This window comes from Arthrobacter sp. Soil761 (assembly GCF_001428325.1).
GTDB lineage: Bacteria > Actinomycetota > Actinomycetes > Actinomycetales > Micrococcaceae > Arthrobacter.
Genome location: NZ_LMSF01000001.1, coordinates 295,121 through 316,755 on the forward strand (window position 1 = coordinate 295,121; position 21,635 = coordinate 316,755).

At 67.0% G+C, this 21,635-nt stretch carries 18 protein-coding genes and 2 tRNA genes; 12 read left to right on the top strand and 8 right to left on the bottom strand.

Going from position 1 to position 21,635, the window contains the following annotated elements; translation table 11 throughout:
- The first annotated feature begins 36 nt into the window (after positions 1-36).
- Positions 37-112: transfer RNA gene (locus tag ASG79_RS01385), tRNA-Lys, on the top strand.
- A gap of 168 nt (positions 113-280) precedes the next feature.
- Here the strand turns inward: ASG79_RS01385 and ASG79_RS01390 are convergent.
- Positions 281-739 (bottom strand): MarR family winged helix-turn-helix transcriptional regulator, encoded by a 459-nt coding sequence (locus ASG79_RS01390; RefSeq protein WP_018768344.1) that lies wholly within the window; start codon positions 737-739, stop codon positions 281-283.
- A gap of 96 nt (positions 740-835) precedes the next feature.
- On the opposite strand from ASG79_RS01390, the gene bcp reads away from it, so the two are divergent.
- The 8 genes from bcp to ASG79_RS01430 all read left to right on the top strand — a co-directional run bounded on the left by bcp (position 836) and on the right by ASG79_RS01430 (position 10,833).
- Positions 836-1,309, top strand: coding sequence for a thioredoxin-dependent thiol peroxidase (bcp, locus tag ASG79_RS01395; RefSeq protein WP_056387926.1), 474 nt, complete (start codon positions 836-838; stop codon positions 1,307-1,309).
- A 120-nt stretch (positions 1,310-1,429) separates the two neighbouring features.
- A tRNA-Leu gene (locus tag ASG79_RS01400) sits at positions 1,430-1,511 on the top strand.
- Positions 1,512-1,741: 230 nt separating this feature from the next.
- Positions 1,742-2,434 (top strand): fasciclin domain-containing protein, encoded by a 693-nt coding sequence (locus tag ASG79_RS01405; RefSeq protein ID WP_056387927.1) that lies wholly within the window; start codon positions 1,742-1,744, stop codon positions 2,432-2,434.
- 160 nt (positions 2,435-2,594) lie between these two features.
- Positions 2,595-4,262 (top strand): ABC transporter substrate-binding protein, encoded by a 1,668-nt coding sequence (locus ASG79_RS01410; RefSeq protein ID WP_235509703.1) that lies wholly within the window; start codon positions 2,595-2,597, stop codon positions 4,260-4,262.
- Between the two features lie 79 nt (positions 4,263-4,341).
- Positions 4,342-5,844: a malate:quinone oxidoreductase gene (locus ASG79_RS01415; RefSeq protein ID WP_056387928.1), complete on the top strand. Its 1,503-nt coding sequence runs from the start codon at positions 4,342-4,344 to the stop codon at positions 5,842-5,844.
- Positions 5,845-5,912: 68 nt separating this feature from the next.
- Positions 5,913-9,143 (top strand): efflux RND transporter permease subunit, encoded by a 3,231-nt coding sequence (locus ASG79_RS01420; RefSeq protein ID WP_056387929.1) that lies wholly within the window; start codon positions 5,913-5,915, stop codon positions 9,141-9,143.
- Positions 9,144-9,256: 113 nt separating this feature from the next.
- The gene (locus tag ASG79_RS01425) at positions 9,257-10,366 is read left to right on the top strand and encodes an LLM class flavin-dependent oxidoreductase (protein ID WP_056387931.1); all 1,110 of its coding nucleotides are present in this window, start codon (positions 9,257-9,259) and stop codon (positions 10,364-10,366) included.
- On the top strand, positions 10,366-10,833 hold the full coding sequence (locus tag ASG79_RS01430; protein ID WP_018768351.1) for a MarR family winged helix-turn-helix transcriptional regulator: 468 nt from the start codon (positions 10,366-10,368) through the stop codon (positions 10,831-10,833). The genes ASG79_RS01425 and ASG79_RS01430 overlap by 1 nt, the downstream gene beginning before the upstream one ends.
- Before the next feature lie 75 nt (positions 10,834-10,908).
- Here the strand turns inward: ASG79_RS01430 and ASG79_RS01435 are convergent, their stop codons facing one another.
- Together ASG79_RS01435 and ASG79_RS01440 are read right to left on the bottom strand one after the other, a co-directional pair.
- Positions 10,909-11,715, bottom strand: a complete 807-nt coding sequence (locus ASG79_RS01435) for a transglutaminase-like domain-containing protein (protein WP_056387933.1) — start codon at positions 11,713-11,715, stop codon at positions 10,909-10,911.
- A gap of 67 nt (positions 11,716-11,782) precedes the next feature.
- Positions 11,783-12,610 (bottom strand): hypothetical protein, encoded by an 828-nt coding sequence (locus ASG79_RS01440; RefSeq protein ID WP_056387934.1) that lies wholly within the window; start codon positions 12,608-12,610, stop codon positions 11,783-11,785.
- A gap of 180 nt (positions 12,611-12,790) precedes the next feature.
- Here ASG79_RS01440 and ASG79_RS01445 point away from each other — a divergent pair, with 180 nt between their 5' ends.
- Positions 12,791-13,453, top strand: coding sequence for a DUF1684 domain-containing protein (locus ASG79_RS01445; RefSeq protein ID WP_018768354.1), 663 nt, complete (start codon positions 12,791-12,793; stop codon positions 13,451-13,453).
- An 86-nt stretch (positions 13,454-13,539) separates the two neighbouring features.
- The gene (locus ASG79_RS01450; protein WP_056387936.1) at positions 13,540-14,028 is read left to right on the top strand and encodes a GtrA family protein; all 489 of its coding nucleotides are present in this window, start codon (positions 13,540-13,542) and stop codon (positions 14,026-14,028) included.
- A gap of 14 nt (positions 14,029-14,042) precedes the next feature.
- Here the strand turns inward: ASG79_RS01450 and ASG79_RS01455 are convergent, their stop codons facing one another.
- Genes ASG79_RS01455 through ASG79_RS01475 form a run of 5 tightly spaced genes read right to left on the bottom strand, consistent with a single transcriptional unit; the run spans position 14,043 to position 19,937 of the window.
- Positions 14,043-15,209 (bottom strand): cysteine desulfurase family protein, encoded by a 1,167-nt coding sequence (locus tag ASG79_RS01455; RefSeq protein WP_056387939.1) that lies wholly within the window; start codon positions 15,207-15,209, stop codon positions 14,043-14,045.
- Positions 15,210-15,216: 7 nt separating this feature from the next.
- Positions 15,217-16,134 (bottom strand): carboxylating nicotinate-nucleotide diphosphorylase, encoded by a 918-nt coding sequence (nadC, locus tag ASG79_RS01460; RefSeq protein ID WP_056387941.1) that lies wholly within the window; start codon positions 16,132-16,134, stop codon positions 15,217-15,219.
- On the bottom strand, positions 16,127-17,929 hold the full coding sequence (locus ASG79_RS01465; protein ID WP_056387942.1) for an L-aspartate oxidase: 1,803 nt from the start codon (positions 17,927-17,929) through the stop codon (positions 16,127-16,129). The genes nadC and ASG79_RS01465 overlap by 8 nt, the downstream gene beginning before the upstream one ends.
- Positions 17,929-19,230, bottom strand: coding sequence for a quinolinate synthase NadA (nadA, locus tag ASG79_RS01470; RefSeq protein WP_056387944.1), 1,302 nt, complete (start codon positions 19,228-19,230; stop codon positions 17,929-17,931). Before nadA ends, ASG79_RS01465 begins: the two co-directional genes overlap by 1 nt.
- Complete coding sequence (locus ASG79_RS01475) at positions 19,227-19,937, bottom strand: NUDIX hydrolase (protein ID WP_018768360.1); 711 nt, start codon at positions 19,935-19,937, stop codon at positions 19,227-19,229. The genes nadA and ASG79_RS01475 overlap by 4 nt, the downstream gene beginning before the upstream one ends.
- Positions 19,938-20,238: 301 nt before the next feature.
- On the opposite strand from ASG79_RS01475, the gene ASG79_RS01480 reads away from it, so the two are divergent.
- Positions 20,239-21,630 carry an amino acid permease gene (locus ASG79_RS01480; protein ID WP_377204823.1) on the top strand — a complete coding sequence of 464 codons (1,392 nt, stop codon included), beginning with the start codon at positions 20,239-20,241 and terminating at the stop codon, positions 21,628-21,630.
- Positions 21,631-21,635 lie beyond the last annotated feature (5 nt).

Genomic DNA, 21,635 nt, shown 5'->3' on the forward strand with positions numbered 1-21,635 from the left:
GGAAAGAAAAAGCCCGGGGATGGAAGCAAAAAAGATGCACCTCTAGCTCAATTGGCAGAGCAATTGACTCTTAATCAATGGGTTCCGGGTTCAAGTCCCGGGGGGTGCACCACTGGGAAAACAGCCTCCGGTTTGTGGAAACACAAACCGGAGGCTGTTTTGTTTTAGGGCTTCACGGCGTCCGGAACGGGCACCCTGCAGTCGGGCACCAAAAAAGCGCGGTCCCGGCTTTTCCATGCCGGGACCGCGCTTTTCCTTAAACGGCCTGCGGGGCCAACTGCTACTTGGCGGCGTTGTCCACCAGGTCGCCCGCGTTGCTGGGCGTGGTGGAGAACTGGCTGGCCAGTTCGCGCACTACGGCCTTGAGTTCCTGGCGCAGCAGTTCGGGGTCGATCGACGCCGATGCAAGCACGGAGCGCTCCATCTCCACCGCCTGGGCAACGGCTTCCTTGCCCTGCTCGGTGAGCGACACGACGTGGCTCCTGCGGTCCGAGGTGCTGCGGACCCGGACGATGTGGCCGTGGGACTCAAGCCGGCTGAGTGTCTTCCCCATGGTCTGGGCCTGGACACGGACATACTGGGCAAGCTGCGCCTGGGTCATGGGTCCTTGCGCGGCAAGGACCTCGATGGCGATAACACCGGCGTGGGTGAGTCCGATGGCGCCAAGTTTTTCGTTCCAGGAGTGTTCAACGAGGCGCGCAGCAGTGGACAGGAGGCGCCCTGTGGGCCAGTGATCCATATCAGGCATAGCAGCAAGTATAGCCAAATGCCGATTAGCACTCGCCCCACGTGCTTACTAGGCTGTTGTGTCCCGCCCGCGACAAGGAGAAAAACAATGGCTGAAAGACTCGTTACCGGCGACAAAGCACCCGCTTTCACTCTTCAGGATTCGACCGGCAAGGACGTCAGCCTGGCTCCCCGGCCCGGCCGCTCCACCATTGTGTATTTCTACCCGGCTGCCTCCACGCCCGGCTGTACCAAGGAAGCCTGCGACTTCCGGGACAGCCTTGCGTCGCTGCAGGCCTCCGGCTACGACGTCCTTGGCATCTCCCCCGACCCGGTTGAAAAACTGGCCAAGTTCGCTGCCAACGAGTCGCTGACGTTCCCCCTGCTCTCCGACGCGGACCACGCGGTGGCCGAGGCTTACGGCGCCTGGGGCGAAAAGAAGAACTACGGCAAGACGTACCAGGGCCTTATCCGCTCCACAATCGTCGTGGACCCCTCTGGCAACGTTTCCCTTGCCCAATACAACGTCCGCGCCACGGGACACGTCGCCAAACTGCGGCGGGACCTCAATCTGGACAACTGACCCCGCAGGCAACCGCCCCTGTCAGTTGTCCAGGCACCCTCCCAGCCACGTACCCGGGCAACGCTACAATGGACACTGGCATCCGCCGTCGAACCTTCAGGGTTCCCGGCAGGAAACCGCGCGCGAGTGGTGAAATTGGCAGACACGCAGGATTTAGGTTCCTGTGCCTTCGGGCGTGGGGGTTCAAGTCCCCCCTTGCGCACCTGGGATCCCCCGGCTTCGGCCGGGGGATTTTGCGTTAAAGGCATGACGGTGCTTGGGCCGGATTAGTGCCTCAAATCGAAAAACTCCAAAGATCACCCATCCACCACTGCCCAACGGCCGAATAGCCATTGAGACACCAGCCAAGGGCAGGTGCTTACCCCAAGGCAGACTGCAGGCCGCGGACATCCCATCCGGGGCGGCAGGCAAAACGATCCAAGGAGAACTGAAATGCAGACCTTCAAGCGCACAACTTTCACCGTCGCAGGCGTTGCAGCGGCCGCTCTGCTCAGCCTCACCGCATGTGGCGGTTCCGGCAGCACCTCCGGTTCGTCGGCGTCGTCGGCGCCGATGTCATCCTCCCCCAGCTCCAGCATGGCGTCCCCGTCCGCCAGTGCGTCGGCCAGCTCCTCGGCCGGCATGATGGACCCGGCCGCAAACCTGGTTGGCCCAGGCTGCGCCGCCTACGCCAAGCAGGTTCCCACCGGTGCGGGCTCGGTGGAGGGCATGGCCCTGGACCCGGTGGCCGTCGCCGCCTCCAACAACCCGATCCTGACCACGCTCACCGCTGCAGTCTCCGGCAAGCTGAACCCCAAGGTGGACCTGGTTGACACGCTCAACGGCGGCGAATTCACCGTCTTCGCGCCGGTGGACGACGCCTTCAAGAAGATCGACGCCGCCACGATCGAGACCCTGAAGACGGACGATGCGCTGCTCAGCAAGATCCTGACCTACCACGTGGTTCCCGGCCAGATCACCCCGGACAAGATTGCCGGCACGCACGCCACGGTCCAGGGCGGCTCCGTCACCGTCACCGGCAGCGGCGACAACCTCAAGGTGGACAACGCCAACGTGGTCTGCGGCGGCGTCAAGACCAAGAATGCGACGGTCTACCTGGTCGACTCCGTCCTCATGCCCAAGTAAGCCCTCTCTTCCCCACATGACCAAGGCCGGGTCCGCTGCAACGAGCGGGCCCGGCCCTGGCGCGTCCCGGACGTGCCTGGGATTGGCCCCATGCCTTGTCCTCTAGACTGGTCCCGGCCCGCAAGGGGCGGAGCCGGCAGCATCCAGAGGTGATAAACGAGTGCCCAGCAGTACATCGCGGCGAACAGTCATCAAGGCCGGCGCCGTCCTCATGGCGCTGGGCATGACGTCATGCACCGGGACGCCGTCCCCTTCCCCCACATCCGGAACGCCCAGTTCCGCGCGGGCGGAGCCTGATGCCACCTTCAGTTTCGGCACGGCCGCCCAGCCCCTGGGACTGGATCCCGCCCTGTCCAGCGACGTGGAGTCGCAGCGCATCACCCGCCAGATCCTTGAAGGCCTTGTGGGCGTGGACCAGACCACCGGCAAGCCGACCCCGCTGCTGGCCACGGAATGGAACGAGTCCAACGAGGGCCGGACCTACACCTTCAAGCTCCGCTCCGGGGTTACGTTCCAGGACGGCACGCCATTCAACGCCGATGCCGTCTGCGCCAACTTCAACCGCTGGTTCGCGTTTCCCGCCGAGTTGCGGAGGCAGGCGCCAGGCAGCTCGTTCAAGAGCGTGTTCAAGGCGCACTCGGACGAGCCCGGATTGTCCATCTTCAAGAGCTGCACGGCGGTCTCGGCCGACACCGTCCAGATCGACCTGACGCAGCGCTTCACGGCGTTCCTCCAGGCCCTGACCCTGCCGGCTTTCGCCATTGCGTCCCCTGGGGCCCTTGCCGCCGGCACGGCAGACGTCCTGGACCAGAACCGGGGCGGCCAGGCCATGTCCAGGTTCGCCACGAACCCCGTCGGCACCGGGCCCTTCACCCTGGCGGCGTGGGGCAGCGACAGTGTCACCCTCTCCAGCAACAAGACCTACTGGGGTGACCGCGGCCAGATCGCCACCATCAATTTCCAGGCCTACAACCATCCCCAGATTCGCCTCCAGGCCCTGCTGGACGGAAAGATCGACGGCTATGACGCCGTGACCGTGGGGAATTTCGACCAACTGGTCAAGCGCGGCAAACAGATTGTGCAGCGCGACCCGTTCTCGGTGATATACGTCGGCATGAACCAGGACATCCCGGTACTGCAGAACCAGAAGATCCGGCAGGCGGTGGAGCTTGCGATCGACAAGGAAACCCTGATCCGGAAGTTCTTTATCGACAACACGGCCAAAGCCACGCAGTTTGTCCCGCCCAAGATCAGCGGCTTCAACAATGACGCCCCGGCACTCGGGCACGATCCGTTGAAGGCCAAGGATTACCTCAAGGAGGGCGGCTACGCGGGCGAGGAACTGAAGTTCTACTACCCCATGAACGTCACCCGGCCCTACCTGCCCACGCCGGAAAAGGTTTACGCCGAGCTCAGCCGCCAGCTCACCGCCGTCGGCTTCAATATCCGTCCTGTCCCCGTGGACTGGTCGGACGGCTACCTCCAGAAGGTCCAGTCCGCCGGCGACCACGCGCTGCACATCCTCGGCTGGAACGGCTCGTACTCGGACGCGGACAACTTCGTCGGCCCTCTCTTCGGAGAGAAGAACGGCGAGTTCGGCTACCAGGATCCCCAGGTGTTCTCGAAGATCAACCGGGCACGGGGACTGCCTGACGGCAAGGAACGGGATGAGCTTTATCACACCATCAATGCCCAGATCGCCGCGACCGTGCCGGCAGTCCCCATCGCCTTCCCCATCTCCGCGCTTGCCCTGTCAGACCGGGTGCTGAGCTACCCTGCATCGCCGGTCTTAAACGAAGTTTTCACGAAGGTCCAGCTAAAGCCTTGACGGGCCCGGCCAATTTCAGTATGCGGGCCGCGCGGGGATATTCTGTGACAGCCAGAGCCGCTGCAATCGGAGACTGATCGTGACCTTCATTTCCAAGACCCCACACGCCGACGTTGTCCTGATAGGCGGCGGCATCATGAGCGCCACCCTGGGGGCATTCCTCAAGCAGCTGGAGCCGGACTGGACCATCTCCCTGTTCGAACGGCTGGACCAGCCGGGCCTCGAAAGCTCGGACCCCTGGAACAACGCGGGCACGGGCCACGCCGCCCTCTGCGAACTCAACTACTCCCCCGCAGCCAAAGACGGCTCGGTCAACCCCGGCAAGGCACTGCTCATCAACGAACAGTTCCAGCTCTCCCGCCAGTTCTGGTCCCACTTGGTGGACAACAACCTGATCGGTTCGCCCAAGGGCTTCATCAACACTGTCCCGCACATGAGCTTCGTGATCGGCGAGGACCACACCCGGTTCCTGAAGACCCGCTACGAGGCGCTGAAGCCGCACCCCCTGTTCCGCAGCATGGAGTACTCCGAGGACCACGCGCAGATCGCCAAGTGGGCGCCACTGATCGTCAAGGGACGCGACCCCCAGCAGCGCATCGCCGCCACCCGCGCGGCCGAGGGCACCGACGTCGACTTCGGGGCACTCACGCGCGAGCTGGTGACCTACCTTGGGCACAACGGCGTCGAAATCAACTACAACCACGACGTCACCGGGATCTCCCGCGCCTCCGACGGCGGCTGGGACCTGACGCTGAAGTACCCCAAGTCCGGGGAACACGGCAAGATCCACGCCAAGTTCGTCTTCGTCGGAGCCGGCGGCGGGGCCCTGCACCTGCTGCAGGCCTCCGGCATCCCCGAAAGCAAGGGCTATGGCGGCTTCCCCGTCTCCGGCCAGTTCTTCCGCTGCACGGACGAGGCCATCGCGGCCCAGCACAGTGCCAAGGTCTACGGCCAGGCCTCCGTGGGCGCTCCCCCCATGTCTGTTCCGCACCTGGACACCCGCTACGTCAACGGGAAGCGTTCGCTCCTGTTCGGTCCGTACGCCGGCTTCTCCACCAACTTCCTGAAGAACGGCTCCTACCTGGACCTGCCGCTGTCCATCCGGCCCGGGAACATCATCCCGATGCTGGCCGTGGCCAAGGACAACATGGACCTCACCGCGTACCTCGTCAAGGAAGTGGTCAAGCGGCACGACCAGAAGGTTGAGGCACTGCGCGAGTACTACCCCGAGGCAAAGGGCGGGGACTGGGAACTCATCACCGCCGGCCAGCGTGTACAGATCATCAAGAAAGACCCGCAAAAGGGCGGCATCCTTCAGTTCGGTACCGAGGTGATTGCCGGCCGCGACGGCTCCATCGGTGCGCTCCTGGGCGCGTCGCCCGGAGCCTCAACCGCTGTCCCCATCATGATCGAACTGCTGCAGAAGACGTTCCCCAAGAACTTCAAGGGCTGGCAGGGCAAGCTCAAGGACATGATGCCCGGCTACGGGGTGAAGCTGGATGAGAATCCGAACCTTGCCGCGGAGCTGGAACGGGCAACGGCCGCGTCCCTCCAGCTGGAGAGCGTTTCCGCCAGCCACTGACCCTGCGGGGCCAGCGGCTGGCACCCCCAGGGCATGTACCAGTCACTTAGACCCCCAGGAGACCACCCATGTTCCGGCTGGCGCACCTTTCCCTGGCAAACCGGGCCCTGATCGCACTGATCACCGTGTTCGCCTCGGTCTTCGGCGTGATCACCATGTCATCGCTGAAGCAGGAACTCATCCCTTCCATTGAGTTCCCGCAGATCACGGTGCTCAGCTCCATGCCGGGCGCGTCGCCGGAAGTGGTGGACAAGCAGGTCAGCGGCCCGCTTGAGAAGGCGCTGAACGGCGTGGAGGGGCTGGAATCCACCTCCTCCACGTCACGCACCGGCGTCTCCCAGATCACCATGGTGTTCACGTACGGGTCGAACCTGGACCGGGCCAGGAACCAGATCGACCGGGCCATCTCCAATGCCAAGCGGTCCCTGCCCAGCGATGTCCAGCCGCAGGCCATTGCCGGAAGCATCAGCGACTTCCCCATCGTCTTCCTCGCCGTCTCCTCGGACAAGACGCTCAGCGAGCTGAATGCCGACCTGCAGCGCCTGAGCGTTCCCCGGCTGCAGAAGATCGACGGCGTCCGCAGCGCCGATGTCACCGGCGGCGCATCCCAGCACATCGAGATCCTTCCCAGGGCCGACGCCATGGCAGCGGCGGGTACAGGTGTCACCTCCATCCGGGACGCGCTGTCCAATAACGGCGCGCTGGTCCCCGCCGGGACGCTCCAGGAGCAGGGCAAGACGCTGTCGCTTCAGATTGGCAGCCCGGTGGACTCCCTGGACGCCATCAAGGCACTCCCGCTGGCAGGTGCCAGGAATGGGGCAACAATCGGCTCCGTTGCCGATGTTTCCCTCAAGGATGACGAACGCACCTCCATCACCCGCACCAACGGCGCCGAAACCCTTGCCATCTCCGTGACCAAGAAACCCGAGGGCGACACGGTGGGCATCTCCCATGCGGTGCGGGACTCGCTGAAGGGCCTGGAGGCGGAACTGGGCTCCAACGCCAGGTTCACGCCGGTCTTCGACCAGGCACCCTTCATCGAAAAGTCCATCAAGGACCTCACCACGGAAGGCCTGCTGGGACTGGGCTTCGCCGTCGCCATCATCCTGCTCTTCCTGATGTCCGCCCGCTCCACGCTGGTCACAGCGGTGTCCATTCCGCTGTCCCTGCTGATCACGTTCATCGGCCTGTCGGCCACCGGCTACTCGCTGAACATCCTGACGCTCGGCGCGCTCACCATCGCGATCGGGCGCGTGGTGGACGACTCCATCGTTGTCATCGAAAACATCAAGCGGCACCTCAGCTACGGTGAGGAAAAGTCGACGGCGATCCTCACCGCCATCAGAGAGGTGGCCGGCGCCATCACCGCCTCCACCCTGACCACGGTGGCGGTGTTCCTGCCCATCGCCTTCGTCGGCGAACTGGCCGGCGAACTCTTCCGGCCATTCGCTTTGACCGTGACCATGGCACTGCTGGCGTCGCTGCTGGTGTCGCTGACCATCGTCCCCGTGCTCGCCTACTGGTTCCTAAAAAACCCCAAGGGCGCGGCGGGCAGGGCGCCCGCCGGCTCCCCCGAGGCCCGGCGGATCGCCGAGGAGGCGAAAGCGAAGGCCCACGAAGCCGAACAGCGAAGCCGCCTGCAGCGCGGCTACCTGCCCATCCTCCGGTCCACGCAGAAGCACCCCGTCATCACCCTGGTTGCCGCGGTCCTGGTGCTCGGTGCCACCGGTGCCATGACACCACTGCTTGCCACGAACCTCCTGGGAAACTCGGGACAGAACAGCCTGACCGTACGGCAGGTGCTGCCGGCCGGGACCAGCCTGGCCGACACCAGCGCCGCCGCCATCCGCCTCGAAGAGGTGCTGCGGGGCATTGACGGCATCAAGGACGTCCAGGTGACCTCCGGCAACGCCCAGGCCGGCTTCGCCGCGCTCACCTCCACCGGATCCTCCAACTCCACCTTCACAGTGGTGACAGACGAAAAGGCCAACCAGGAGCGCCTCCAGGAGACAGTTCGCTCAGAGCTTGCGAAGGTGCCCGACTCGGGCAAGGTATCGGTGGGCACCCAGCAGGGCGGCTTCGGCACGTCATCCACCGTGGACATCACGCTGAAGGCTGCCAGCAGCGCCGACCTGCAGGCCGCCAGCGACACCATGGTCGCGGCCATGACGGGCGTGCCCGGCACCAGCGAAGTTGCCAGCAACCTGGCCGCCAGCAACCCTGTGGTGCAGGTCAAGGTGGACAGGGCCAAAGCCGTCGCCGCCGGCCTGAACGAGCAACAGGTGGCCGGGGTCCTGGCATCGACCATCAGCCCCATCCCTGCGGGCACGGTCCGGATCGATACCAACGATTTTCCCGTCCGCATCGGCCAGGGCACCAAGTTCACCAGCATCGACGCCGTCCGGAACATCCCGCTGCCCGCAGGCGGCCGGCCTGTAACGCTGGGAAGCATCGCGTCCGTGGAGCAGGTGGACGTCCCCGTCTCCATCACCGCCAGCAATGGCGAGCGGACCGCCAAGGTGTCCATCACGCCGTCGGGCTCCAACCTGGGCGCGGTGAACACGGAAGTCCAGAAGCGCCTGGCGGACGTCCAGCTGCCCGCCGGCGTCACCGCGGCGATCGGCGGCGCCACCACCCAGCAGGCAGAATCGTTCCGGCAGCTGGGCCTGGCCCTGCTGGCAGCCATCGCCATTGTCTACGTGATCATGGTGGCCACCTTCAAGTCGCTCGTCCAGCCGCTGATCCTGCTGGTCTCGGTTCCGTTCGCTGCGACCGGCGCGGTGGCCCTGCTGCTGCTCACCGGAGTGCCCCTGGGCCTGCCGTCGCTCATCGGCATGCTGATGCTGGTGGGCATCGTGGTTACCAACGCCATCGTGCTGATCGACCTGATCAACCAGTACCGGCAGCCGCGCGACGGCAGGCCCGGCATGAACGTGGCGGACGCCATCATCAACGGCGCACGCCAGCGCCTCCGCCCCATCCTGATGACGGCCCTTGCCACGGTCTTCGCCCTGACGCCGATGGCCCTGGGCATCACGGGCGGTGGCGGGTTCATCTCGCAGCCGCTGGCCGTGGTGGTGATCGGCGGGCTGGTGTCCTCCACCGCACTGACCCTGATCCTGGTCCCGGTGCTGTACCGGCTGGTGGAGGGACGGCGCGAGAAAAAGGCACTCCTGCGCGACCTGCAGGCCCGCCCCGAAATGGGACCGGGTGCCGACCTCGACGCCGAATTCATGGACTGGACCACCGGCCAGGTCCCTAAGGTCAGCGGCCGGCGCGCCGCTCCCGGCGCAGACTAAACGGCGGAATATTTCCGGCGTGGCTGCGTTGTATCCGGCGATAGATGCAAATGCATCTAAATTGGTTTACACTGGAGCCAAGCCCAGCAAGTCCAGGAACGGAAAGGCACGCCATGCAGATCGGTGTTTTCAGCGTCAGCGACATCACCACGGACCCCACCACGGGCCGCACCCCCACCGAGCACGAACGCATCAAGGCCTCGGTGGCCATCGCCAAAAAGGTCGAGGAAATCGGCATGGATGTCTACGCCCTGGGCGAGCACCACAACCGGCCCTTCTTCTCCTCCTCACCCACCACCACCCTCGCGTACATTGCAGCCCAGACCGAACGGATCATCCTCTCCACGGCCACCACGCTGATCACCACCAATGACCCGGTGAAGATCGCCGAGGACTTCGCCATGCTCCAGCACCTGTCCGACGGGCGCGTGGACCTGGTCCTGGGCCGCGGCAACACCGTCCCGGTGTACCCGTGGTTCGGCAAGAACATCCAGGACGGCGTGGAGCTGGCCATTGAGAACTACAGCCTCCTGCGCAAGCTGTGGGACGAGGACACCGTCAACTGGTCCGGCAAGTTCCGCACCCCGCTGCAGAACTTCACCTCCACGCCCCGGCCGCTCGACGGCGTGGCCCCCTTCGTGTGGCACGGCTCCATCCGTACCCCGCAGATCGCGGAGGTGGCCGCGTACTTCGGCGACGGCTTCTTCGCCAACAACATCTTCTGGCCCAAGGAGCACTACCAGCAGCTGATCGGCCTCTACCGCGAGCGGTACGAGCACTACGGACACGGCAAGGCGGACCAGGCGATCGTCGGGCTCGGCGGCCAGTTCTTCATGCGGAAGAACTCCCAGGAGGCGGTAAACGAATTCCGCCCATACTTCGACAACGCCCCCGTGTACGGCCACGGACCGTCCCTGGAGGACTTCACCTCCCAGACCCCGCTGACCGTGGGCAGCCCGCAGGAAGTCATCGAGAAGACCCTGACCTTCCGCGAGCACTTCGGCGACTACCAGCGCCAGCTGTTCCTGATCGACCATGCCGGCCTGCCGCTTAAGACCGTCCTGGAGCAGCTGGACCTGTTCGGCGAGGAAGTCCTGCCCGTGCTCCGCAAGGAGTACGCGGCCCTCAAGCCAGCGCACGTTCCCGAGCCGCCCACCCACGCCGGCCGTGTCGCCGCCCTGCTGGCATCGCAGGACGCCGACAAAGCCACCGCGGAGGCGTGATGGCTGCGGGAGGAACGGAATCTCCGGTGCGGCTGGCAGCCGAAACCTGGGAGTCCCTGTTCCGCGCCCAGGTAGCGGTGATGCGCAAGCTGCAGTCCGGGCGGGCTTTCCGGAAGCTGGCGGTCAACGAATACGACGTCCTGTTCACGCTCTCCCGGTGCCCGTCCGGCTGGCTGCGGCTCAACGAGCTCAACGACAACGTGCTGTTGAGCCAGTCCAGCCTGAGCAGGCTGGTGGAGCGGCTCGAAAAGCGGGGGCTTGTGGCCAGAATGCCGGCCCCCGAGGACGGCCGCGGCATCCTGCTGAAGCTGACCGACGAGGGGCGGGAGCTGCAGAAGGAAATCGGCCGCGAGCACGTCCGGGACATTTCCGCGCTGGTGGGTCCCGCCCTGACGGCCGCGGAGCAGAAGGAACTGAAGCGGCTCACGGACAAGCTGCGAAGTTCGCTGGGTCCCCTTCCGCGGTAGCAGGCGGCTTCCCGGCGGCCGCACGGGCCGGCCGAACAGGACGGCCCGTGCCGGGTGGACAGCCAGGGTGGACAGTCAGCCGAGCGCCACCAGCCGGGAGGGATCCTCGCCGGGCAGGTCCCCGTCAACCACGGCGGTGACGCGCAGCTGGTTCAACACCAGGCTTCCACCCACCGTGGAAAGGAACGCCGTGTCTGATGAGTCGCGGCCGGCGGTAATGCGCAGCATCGACTCCCGCGGCGCGAGCCCCGTGGGGTCGATGACGTGCCAGGCCCCCTCCACGTAGGCTTCCGCCACGGCGTGGAAATCCATCGGGCTCAGGCCCGGTGCGTAGACGGCCGCCAGCCGGGCCGGGATGTCCTTGGAGCGGAGCAGCGCGATGGCCAGGTGCGCAAAGTCCCGGCACACGCCGCGCCTGCTGAGGAGGGTCTCCACGGCACCGTCCGTGCCGCGGGAGGAGCCGCTGATGTACCGCAGTTCACCGTTGACCCAGTCGCGGACGGCGCGCACCAGGTCCGCTCCCTGGACCCCGTCGAACTCGGCATAGGCCGTGGGCAGCAGCCGGTCCGACTCGGCATACCGGCTGGGGCGGACGTAGCGGATCCGCTCGGCCAGGGTGGCGTCTTCCGGAACGGCGCGGCCCGTCACCGTGGCGGAATAGTCCACGCTGACGTCGGTGGGTTGGGCAAACTCCATGTAGTGGAACCGGCCGCCGTGGTGGTCGGAAACTTCCGTGAGTGGAACCTCGGCCCCGCCGGCAGTGACGGAGAGGGACTCCGTGAAGGATGAGTAGCCGCTGTTCCGTGCTACGGCGATGGCCATGGCCACCTTGGTGTTGGCGATGGTCCTGAAGGCCAGGCGTGCGGAAACAGAGCGTTCCATGTCTCTCCGGGGGTGTTGGGGGGAAGGTAAGTCGCACACCCCGCACTTGTGAGTGCCGGCAGCGGGACTAGTTTTTGACCTTCAGCGACATTAGCATCCGCTGCACGTTGGCGAAGTCAGCGCTTTCGTTGACGTACTGGGCGGCCTGGCCAAGGGTGTCGAAGGCCTTCGCCGGTGCCACTTTCTCATCCGGCGCAAAGGCTTTGAGGGTCACCAGGTCGCCGAACGAGTAGTCCCCCTTGCCGGCCGGACCACGAACCACGTTGCGCAGCCCGCACGCCTGCCCGTCTGTTCCGCCCACCAGGTTGGTGATGCCGTAGGAACCGAAGTAGCGGTACCCCTGGATCACCCGGTAGACCATCCGCGGCGGGATGGTTCCCTCCCCGCCCGGGACGGAGAGCTCAAAAGGCACGCTGCTGATCACGGTGTACGGGTGCCGTGCGTTGTCGGGACAGTCGACGTTCGACGGCGGCAGTCCGGTCCGGAGCGCGGCGACGAAGGTTCCGTCGGGCTTCTTCACCTCAATCTTCAGCCCACCGGGAAGCACGCCTTCCTCGGGCGCCACCGACTGCGCGATCCAGTCCGCCGGCAGGTCGAAGCTCACCGTCCTGACAGGATCCGAGTATGTCTTCCAGGAAGCGGCGGTGGCCGCCCCCTGCGGCTCGCCGGCAGTTGCGGAGGCAGGGGCCGGGACGGTGCCGCCGGCGTCCGTTGACGCCGACGCCGTTCCGGATGTTGGCCCGGGCGCTGCAGATCCGGAGATTGCGGCCCCGGAGGTTGCCGGCTGTGCCGTCCATCCCGGGCCGGCCGGTGATCCGGAGCAACCCGTCAGCAGGACCACGGCGGCCACCAGTGACATCCGGGGAAGAGCGCTCAATACTTCCTTGCCTGTCATGGAAGCCAGCCTAATAGCGGCACGGCTCCTCTCCGGGCCGGCACGGCGGTGTTTCCTGCGCTTGCGAACGGTGTTCCGTGGCCCCCTCTGCCGGGCGCCGGCCATCCGTTCCCCCGGGCACATACCCGGCGTGTCGCCGTCGGACGGCTGCCACGCTGCCCGGGGACTAGGCTGGGGGTTATGGCGGAAGAGCAGCACGGCGCAGCCGAAGACAACCCGGCGGACATCTCCGCCCTGGATATCGCCGACTGGCGGCTGAGGACCTTTGCGCTCTACGACACCGTCCGCCGGCTCTCGGTTGAAAGCCCGTCCGAGGCACACTCGTACTGGCGCCACCAGCGTGACATGATGTTCGCCACCCACCCGGCTTCTGCGCTGACCGCCGCGGGCAAGGCGCGCTTCTCCGGGCTGAAGACCGCCGACTACGATCCCATCTACCGGTTCCACGTGCCCTTGACCAAAGAGGGTGCCGGCCGCGAGATGAGCGTCGACACCGGGACCGACGGCGTGGTGCACTTTGTCCGGCTGGGCACCTTCGATTTGCCCGAAATGGGCCAGCTCGCGGTGTGGAAGCTCCACGGGTACGGCGGCGGGATCTTCGTTCCATTCCGCGATGCCACGGCAGGCCAGCCCGGCGGCACCTACGGGGCGGGTCGCTACCTGATCGACACCATCAAGGGCGCCTTCCACGGCGTAGCCGGCACCGGCCCGGGCGCCATGTTCGTCCTGGATTTCAATTTCGCCTACAACCCCTCCTGCGCCTACAACGAGGCCTGGGCCTGCCCGCTGCCCGGGCCCTCCAACCGGCTGGCAGTGGAAATTCCCGTGGGCGAGCTGTACTGACGGATGGCGGTTCGTCCTGGGCGCCCTGTGCGCATCTCCTGCTTGCCCCCTGCCCGCGGCGCTGACCGTCCTGCCGGTGCCGCCGGATGAGGGAGGGACTGTCCGCACCAGCAGTACCGGAGACCAGCACCCGGCGCCTGCCTGCCACCAGGCATTACCGGGGAGTCCTGCGCTATCCGGTCATCCGGCAGTTGCTCCGCTTCTCCGGTGTCGGCGTCATCTGCACCGCTGCATCACTGTGCCTCTACGCGCTGCTGCGGCCATGGCTTGGCGCCCAGCTGGCCAACGCGGTGGCGCTGGTCCTCACGTCGCTCTTGAACACTGCCTTGAACCGCCGGATGACGTTCAAGATCGCAGGCCAGCAGCGCCGCACCCGTGACCACCTCAACGGCCTGGTGGTGATCGCCGTGGCCCTGGTGATCACCGGCAGCAGCCTGGGTGTGCTGCACTGGTTCAATCCGGAGGCCACCGTGGCGGACGAACTGCTGGCCACCACGTTGTCCGGCTTCCTGGCCACGGCGGTGCGCTTCAGCATGCTGCGGCACTGGATTTTCCGCCGCGCGCGGCACCGCTGACCAGGCAGCGACGGTCAGCGGCCTTTGCCCGCGCCCAGGTTCTTGACACTGGCGACGGCGGCCCGCACCGCGTCCGCAGCCACGTCCAGTTCCTCCCGGGTTACCGATGCGTCGAAACTGAACCGGACCGCTGTCTGCGCCACTTCGGCGGAAATTCCCAGCGCGGTAAGCACGGGCGACGGCGCATCCGAGCCGACAGCGCAGGCTGAACCGCTGGAGCAGACCACGCCGCTCCGTTCCAGCTCCAGCAGCACAGACTCGCCGCTGGTTCCGGGGAAGCAGAATGATGCTACGGAGGGCAGCCGTTCGGAGGGGTGGCCGGTCAGGACAGCGTCCGGCACCGCGGCCAGCACGGCAGCGATGAAACGGTCCCGCAGGGCGGCCACCCTTGGCTGCTGGCCGGCCTGCCGGCCGTGGGCCAGCGTGAGGGCCGTGGCCAGCCCCACCGCCCCGGCCACGTTTTCCGTCCCCGAGCGGCGGCCCCTTTCCTGGCCGCCACCGTGAATGACCGGTTCCAGCCGCGTACGGCTCCGGACGAAGAGCAGGCCGCAGCCTTTGGGCGCCCCCAGCTTGTGCCCGGAGATGCTCATGGCGTCCACGCCCAGGGCCTTGGTGTCCAGCGTCAGCCATCCGGCGGCCTGGACGGCATCCGTATGGAAGGGGATTCCGTGGTGGTGGGCGAGTTCTGCGAGCGCGGCGATGGGCTGGACGGTGCCCACCTCATTGTTGGCGTACATGATGCTGACCAGCGCGGTCTCCGGGCACAGCACCCCGGCCAGCGCATCAGGGGTGACCTGGCCGGTTGCGTCGACCGGCACCACGTCCACCACGAAGCCGTGGAAACGCTCCAGGTAGCGCGCGGATTCCTCCACGGCCGGATGTTCGACGGCGCTGATCACCACCCGGTTCCAATGCGGGTTTGCCGCCTGCCGGGCCAGGGCAATGCCCTTGACGGCCAGGTTGTCCGCTTCCGTTCCCCCGGAAGTGAACACGACCTCGCCCTGCCGGCAGCCAAGGACGCCGGCCACCGCTGCCCGCGCCCCCGCGAGCGCCGCAGCTGCCGCCTCACCAAGGGTGTGGTGGCTGGAGGGGTTCCCGAAGGAGCCGGTGAGGTAAGGCCACATGGCGTCCAGTACTTCGCGGCGGACGGGGGTGGTGGCGGCGGCGTCGAGGAAGATCATGGCGTGCTCACCGGGCGGTCAGTTCGACGTCGAGGCCCAGGTCCAGTGCGGCCACGGTGTGCGTCAGTGCCCCCACGGAGATGACGTCCACCCCTGTGGCGGCAATCGCCGCGACGGTGCCGGGGTTGACGTTGCCGCTTGCTTCCACGCGGGCGCGACCGGCCACGAGGGCCACGCCGGCCTTCAGCTCCTCAACCGTGAAGTTGTCCAGCATGATGGTGTCCACGCCGGCGGCCAGCACGGGCTCGATCTGCTCCATGCTGTCCACTTCCACTTCAAAGTGGGTGGTGTGCCCCAGCTGGGCTTTGGCGGCCAGCAGGAGCCCGGTGAGCTTTGCCGGGTCTCCCCCGGTCATCACGGCCAGGTGGTTGTCCTTGGCCAGCACCGCGTCGGACAGGCTGTACCGGTGGTTTGCGCCGCCGCCGCACCGTACGGCGAACCGTTCCAGCACGCGCAGGCCCGGCGTGGTCTTGCGCGTGTCGGTGATGCGCGCCCGGGTCCCCTCGGCGAGCCGGACGAACGCGGCGGTCTTGGTGGCGATGGCGGACATCCGCTGGACCAGGTTGAGCGCCACGCGTTCTGCCATCAGCACCGAACGGGCGCTGCCGGTGACCCTCGCAAGGTGCGTGCCGGCGTCGAACGCTTCCCCGTCCGCCACGAGCAGCTCCACCTGGGTGGCGGGATCCACCAGCTGCATCGCGTCGCGGAACACTGTTGCGCCGCTGAGGACCCCGGCCACCCGGGCATTGAGGACGGCCGTGGCGCGGGCCGAGGCGGGAATGAGCAGTTGCGAGGTGATGTCGCCGGAGGGTGCATCCTCGGCGAAGGCCCGTTCCAGGATCTCCCTGACCGGTGCCGCGGGAAGGGTGAGGTCCAGTGCGGGGCGCAGGGTGGCCGCCTGGTCGATCACGGCGGGTTCAGTCATGGAGCAGGCTCGCTTTCGGGCGCGGAGGGTAAGTGGTTTCAGGGTCTGCGGGATCATCACTGCGGTAGTGCGCCCCGAGGGATTCGCGGCGGCCAAGGGCGCCGTCGACGAGCAGCTGGGCGGCCAGCAGCAGGTTCCGGTCCTCAAGCACGGCAGGGCCGGCAGAGGGCGAGTCAGCATGGGGACGGACGACGGCGGCCCACCGGTCAAGAGTGGAAGCAGCCTCAGCCAACAATTCCCCGGACCGCAAAACCCCGGCATGCGAGGTCATGAGGCGGCGAAGGGCGCCCCGCGAAAACGCCTCCCCGGCCTCCCCGCCCCCGCCGAAGTTGGACGGCAGGCTCCCGAGCGGACCATCTGGCCGGTCCGCCGCGCCTTCTGCGGCAGCACCCAAGGGGACCCGACAAACGTCGACTGAGGGTGCTCCGGAAGCGAGCGTCAAGGGGAGGCCGGCAGCGGCCGAGACAGCGAGCGGAGGAGCGCCGTCAGGCGACACCCAAGGAAGCGCGTCACCACAGAGGAAGTCTTCGACAGCGCGGCGGCCAAAGACGAGTCCTTCGAGGAGGGAGTTGCTGGCCAGCCGGTTTGCCCCTTGGACGCCGGTGCACGCAACTTCACCGGCTGCGTAGAGCCCGGGGACGGTGGTGCGGGCGTGGAGGTCGGTGGTTACGCCGCCCATCCAGTAGTGGGCGGCAGGTGCGACGGGGACCAGTTCGCGGGTCCAGTCGATACCGGCGTCCAGGGTCTTGCGGGTGAGGGTGGGGAACCGCTGTTGGAGGAACCCGTTGCCCCTGGCCTGTTCGATGGCGCGGGCGTCGAGGTAGACGTGGCCGTTGGGGTCACCGAGTTTAGCGAGGTGGAGGGCGATGCTGCGTGAGACGACATCGCGGGGTGCCAGTTCGGCGTCTGGGTGGTAGGCCTTCATGAAGCGCCGGCCGTTGGAGTCGAGCAGGACGGCGCCTTCGCCGCGGACGGCTTCGGAGATCAGCAGGGGTCCGTCCAGGCGTCCGGGGTGGGCGGTGGCGGAGCTGACCAGGCAGGTGGGGTGGAACTGGAAGAATTCGAGGTCTGCCGTGGCTGCGCCGGCGCGGACGGCGAGCGCCAGGCCGTCGGCGGTGGCCACGGCGGGGTTGGTGGTTTGGGCGAACAACTGGCCGGCTCCTCCGGTGGCGAGCAGGACGGCGTCCACGTCCAGGCTGAGGTTGCGGCCGTCCTGGTGGTATTCGACCCCGCTCACATTCCCGTCGCGGGTGGTGAGGGCTGTGACGTGGGCTTCCGTGAGGAGCGTCAGCTTACCCGCGTCCCGCAGGGACAGGACCGCCTGGATCAGTGCACCGGCGACGCGCGCGCCCGTGGCGTCCCCTCCTGCGTGCAGGATGCGCGGGGCACTGTGTGCTGCCTCGAGCCCAAGGGCCGGGCCGCCGTCGTGCCTTGCGTCACCGTGGCCCGCTCCAGCTGGCCCCGCGTCAAACGCCACCCCGTAGCGCTGGAGGCCGGCGATGTCCTGCCGTGCCTGCGTGCACATCAGCCGGACGGCGTCCTCGTTGCAGTGCCCCGCCCCTGCCCGGAGCGTGTCCGCGATGTGCGCGGCAACGGTGTCCCCCGGCGCAGGTTCGGCGAGCACGGCGGAGATGCCGCCCTGCGCGTACCAGGTGTTGCTGTGCTCCAGTGCGCCTTTGGTCACCAGCACCACGTCGGCGCCGGCATCTGCGGCAAGCAGGGCGGCGTAAAGTCCCGCGATGCCGCTTCCGACGACGGCGAGCCGGCGGGCGGGCGCGTCGGGCCCGCGGCGCATCAGGGCCTCGCAGCGAGCATGCGCTCGAGCGCCGTCCTGGCGTTGGCCTGTACATCGTCAGCCACCGTGATGCGGTTGACGATGCGGCCGGCCACCAGTTCCTCCAGCACCCAGGCAAGGTAACCGGGGTGGATGCGGTACATCGTGGAGCAGGGGCAGATCACCGGGTCCAGGCAGAAGATGGTGTGCTGCGGGTATTCGGCGGCGAGCCGGTTCACCATGTTGATTTCGGTGCCGATGGCGAACGTGGTGGGCTCGGTGGCTGCGGCGATGGCTTTCTTGATGAAGTCGGTGGAGCCGGCGGAATCGGCGGCGTCCACCACTTCCATGGGGCATTCGGGGTGCACGATCACCTGCACGCCGGGGAAATCGGCGCGGGCCTTCTCGATCTGGGCTACGTTGAAGCGCTTGTGCACGGAGCAGAACCCGTGCCAGAGGATCACCCGGGAGTCGAGCAGCGCCTGTTCGTCGTTGCCGCCGAGGTCCTTGCGCGGGTTCCACATGGGCATCTGCCCAAGCGGTACGCCCAGGGCCTTGGCGGTGTTGCGGCCGAGGTGCTGGTCGGGGAAGAACAGCACCCGCTGTCCGCGCTGGAACGCCCACTCCAGGACGGTCCTGGCGTTGGAGGAGGTGCAGACGATGCCGCCGTGCTCGCCGCAGAAAGCCTTCAGGGCTGCGGAGGAATTCATGTAGGTGACGGGGATGACCGGAACCCGGCCGTCGGCGTCGGGCTCGGTGCCGAAGATCTCCGCCAGCTGCTCCCAGCATTCCTCCACGGAGTCCGCGTCCGCCATGTCGGCCATGGAGCAGCCGGCGGCGAGGTTGGGCAGGATGACCGCCTGCTCCGGGGTGGAGAGAATGTCCGCGGTTTCGGCCATGAAATGGACCCCGCAGAAGACGATCGCCTCGGCCTCCGGCCTGGTGAGTGCCGCGTTGGCGAGCTGGAAGGAGTCACCCACGAAGTCGGCGTACTGGATCACCTCGTCGCGCTGGTAGAAGTGGCCCAGGATGACGGCGCGTTCGCCCAGTTCGGCTTTGGCGGCTTTGATCCGTTCGCCGAGTTCGGCGTCGCTGGCCCGCTTGTATTCCTCGGGGAGCTGGCCCTGGCGCGGGGTGGTGGCGGGGGCGGGGTCGGCGCTGGATGCACCCGGGCCGTAGGCGGGGACACCCGCCAGCGCCTCGGCCAGGTCGTAGTCCCAGGGTCCGCTCGCCAGTGCCGGGCTGCAGGTGCTGCGTTCGGCTGCGCCTTTTTCGGCCTGTTCGCGCGTGATCAGCTGGATTGCCGTGTTGACGCTGCTCATGGTGTGCTCCTGTTGTCTGGGTCAAGGCCTGGCCGGCCGGTGTAGCGGTAGAGGCGTGGCGGACGGTGTTTCCCGCCTTGGAGGTATTCCCCGGTTTCTTCGATTTCCGGGGTGGATTTGAGTTGCCGGCGGAAGTTGGCGGGATCCAGTTCGCGGTCCAGGACAGCTTCGTAGACTTCGCGGACCTGGGCCAGGGTGAAGTACTCGCCCAGCAGGTGGTACGCCACTGAGCCGTAGGCCAGCTTGTTGCGCAGTCGCCCGAGGGCGTAGTCAACGATCGCGTTGTGGTCGAAGGCCAGCCCGCCCAGGCGGTCCGCGCGGAACCACCGCACGTTCTCGGATTCGTCGGCGAGCGCAGCCTCCGTGGGCTGGACCAGGGCCCAGTACACGATGGAGACCACGCGCTGCGTGGGTGAGCGGTGCAGGCCGCCGAAGGCGTACAGCTGCTCAAGGTAGCGGGGCGCCAGGCCTGTGGTTTCCCGCAGGTTCCTGGCCGCGGCGTCCTGGAGCGACTCCTCATGGCTGAGGGGGCCGCCCGGCAGTGCCCACAGCCCCTTGAAGGGCTCACGGATGCGCCGCACCAGGGGCAGCCACAGCGTGGGACGGCCCGACGTTTCACTGGGCCGCAGGGCGAAGATCACCGTGGAAATGGCCAGCGAGGGCGGCGCGGCCTGCCGCTCAGACACGTTTGCCGAGCTGTAGTACACGTTCCACCGCCTCTCGTCGTGCCCATCGCCGGATGCGGCGGTTCTTCAGAGTTATGGTCAACTTGACCAAAACTAATTCTACGACCAGCGGCGCAGGAATGGGAAATGTTTCTGCTGCCGCCTGGGGACGCCGGAACGGTCCAGGGTCCAGGGCGCGCCCGCCCTTCTCCCCTGGCGGTTCTTCCTGCCGTTTTTGGGCGGCTCCCCGAAGCCGGTAAATTCAAAAGGTCCCACAAGGACCCCCGGACCATCCGGACCGGACTGTCGAACCAGCCCCAGAAGGTGCACCATCCCAATGACGATGAAGTCTGGCCGGACCATGTCCGCCGCAGCCCCGCCCAAGACGCCGGCAAGCCACAGCATGAAGCCGCGCCAGCTCACCATGATGGGGCTGGGCAGTGCCATCGGCGCAGGCTTGTTCCTGGGATCGGGTGCCGGTGTCCAGGCCGCCGGACCGGCAGTCCTCATCTCCTACCTAGTGGCCGGCACGCTGATCATCCTGGTGATGTGGGCCTTGGGCGAAATGGCGGCCGCCAACCCGAACAGCGGCGCCTTTTCCGTTTACGCCGGGCGGGCCATCGGGCGTACGGCCGGGGCCACCATCGGATGGCTGTGGTGGCTGCAGCTGGTGGTGGTGATCGCAGCCGAGGCACTGGGCGCCGCCGGGCTGCTGTTCTCCGTCTGGCCCATGATCCCGGTCTGGGCGCTGGCGCTGCTGTTCATGGTGGTGTTTACCGGCATCAACCTGGCCGGTGTCCGGAACTTCGGTGAGTTCGAGTTCTGGTTCGCCATCCTCAAGGTGGCCGTCATCGTGCTGTTCCTTGCAGTGGGGGCCGCTTTGCTCCTGGGGCTGCTGCCCGGCGTCGACTCCCCGGGAGCCGGAAACCTTACCGGCAACTTTGCTCCCCAGGGTCTGGGCGGCGTTGCGGCGGCCCTGTTCGTGGTGATCTTCGCATTCGGCGGAACGGAAATCGTCTCGGTGGCCGCGGCCGAAACCGAGGACCCGGAACGCAGCGTGGGCAAGGCAATCCGGACCGTGGTGTGGCGCATCCTGGTGTTCTACATCGGCTCCGTCTTCGTCATCGCCGCCGTCCTCCCCGCCACATCCAGCAGCCTGGCCTCGCCCTTCGCCGGGGTGCTGGATGCGGCCCGGATCCCCGGTGCGTCCACCGCAATCACCTTGGTGGCCGTCGTGGCACTTCTCTCGGCACTGAACGCCAACCTCTATGGGGCGTCCCGCATGGTGTACTCCCTGGCGCAGCGCGGTGAAGCGCCGCGCATCCTGACCCGCCTCAACGGCGCCGCCGTGCCCCTGGCCGCAGTGGCGGTGTCGGTGGCCTTCGGCTTCATCGCCACCGTCCTGGAGCTGTTGTTCCCGGACCGGATCCTGCCCGCCCTGTTCCAGCTGGTGGGATCGACATGCCTGGTGGTCTGGGGCAGCGCCCTGGTCTCCCAGTTGATCCTGCGCCGCCGGGCAGACCGGGACGGAATCCCGCTTCCGCTGCGGATGAAGGGCTTTCCCGGCCTGACCATCCTGGGCCTGGTCCTCCTTGGGGTGATTTTCGCCGTCGGCCTCAGCGCGGAGAGCAGCCGGGTGCAGCTTTTCAGCACCTTCGCCCTGGTTGCCGGCATCGCGCTGGCGTGTGCTGCCGGGGCCCGCCTCACCGGCAGGGACCAGCCTGCCAACAGGTAGAGTGG